1 protein-coding gene is annotated in these 1584 nt (G+C 48.9%); it reads right to left on the minus strand.

The genetic code is table 11. The features are described from left to right. Positions 1–174: 174 nt before the first annotated feature. The gene (locus tag KI367_RS26630) at positions 175–1476 is read right to left on the minus strand and encodes an IS1380 family transposase (protein WP_212953304.1); all 1302 of its coding nucleotides are present in this window, start codon (positions 1474–1476) and stop codon (positions 175–177) included. Positions 1477–1584: the final 108 nt, after the last annotated feature.

Genomic DNA, 1584 nt, shown 5'->3' on the forward strand with positions numbered 1-1584 from the left:
CCTAAATTTCGAAAGCCCATAAGATCAAGGCAAAACGTCGGAACAATAGGGTAAGGAAATGTAAAAATGTAGGAATTACCCATGTTCGCAAGAGAAAATTTGACTTTTGGGGTGGTCTTTCCCCCTCCCCAATGAAGGGGCAAGTCAATATTCCATGTTAATTTTTAGGAGACCTCATTCTAGTAAGGCTACTTTTGCTTCGATTCGTTTCCAAGCAATCCGCCCGGCGAAGTCCTTCATCAGCTTGAGCACTGTAGTTCGACTATGCTGAATGAGCGTCGCCGCACAATGAAAGAACTCCAGACGGAATCGGGCAATCGTATAGCCATGATGTACCGGCTCGCAGCAATCGCGTTTGAATCGCTCGAACAAATTATAAGCGAGTAGTTTAACCAGCAAATCCAGTTCGTTTGCTTTAAAATCACTTGCCGCGATACGATCGATGGAAAAGCCGTTTTTGGCTTCCTTGATATAGTTCTCCATGCAACAGCGCTGGTTGTAGAAACGCCACAAATCAATTGGCGCCCATTCCAGATTGGTGACGATGGCTTCGTACTGCCAGTCGGTCTCGAACACGATTCGGCCTTGGCCGTCTTCAAACACTTGCGCTTTGCGAATAATGGCAACGCGGCGAGCCTTTTTCCAAGAGGTTGCTTTGTAGATCATGGTAATTCCTTCGATGATCCAGTCTTCGTCGACATAGCGCGTCCAATAGCGGCAGTTCCGAACTTCTTTGTCCAATCGCTGGGTCCATTTCAGCTTGCCGACATAACCGATTCCTTTGTTTTCCCAAAGGCTGTAGAAGTCTTCACCGCCAAAGCCTTTGTCAAATCGGGCATACTTCACCTTGCGCTCGCCGAGGAGATCGAAGGTTTGATGCAGGAAGCCCGCGGAATCAGTGGAAGAGTGCGTGTTACCCGAGCGGAGTGCGGCGTTCAGATTTAAACGGGTTTGTCCTTCGAAAGCCAGCAAAGGATGGTAGCTTTTTCTCCCTGGCTTGTGCGGGTTTGTCCCTTTAGCCGCACCTTCCTGATCGCCATATACGGTCTCCACCGTGGAGTCCAGATCGAGAATGATGTCACAGGGCAAGCATGGGCGGATGATCTCCTGATTCAGCGTTCGTAGTTCGATCGCGAGCCCGGGGCATGACCGTCCAAGTCTCCCCAGTTCCTTATACAACAGGCTATGATGTGGGCAACGCCCGCCCAGGAAACGAATGAGTAACGCGTCGTGCCGCAATTTACGATAATGAAAAATCCGTTCGCAGCCGAGCATCCAACCTACAATGAGATAAAGCAGGATATGATGGATAGGGAAAATCGAGTTGTGAGCTTTGCCGCCGGGGAGGCTGCGCATGGCCTCAGCAAGCTTGATTTTTTCGAGATAGGACAGAAAGACTTTGACGCCGCCGAAGCTTGTGGCGTTTTGCAGAGAAAATTCGCTCTTGATTTTGCTGACGGGTGTGGTAGACTTCACCTTAAGGGTGCTCCTCTCTTTGGGTGATGTGTTCTCGACAAACACCATTCTACCAAAGATTTGAGCACTTTTTCATATTTTCAAAGAGCAGTACTTTCGAAATTCAGG

It is taken from the genome of Paenibacillus cookii, from assembly GCF_018333375.1.
Taxonomy (GTDB): Bacteria; Bacillota; Bacilli; order Paenibacillales; family Paenibacillaceae; genus Paenibacillus_AQ; species Paenibacillus_AQ cookii.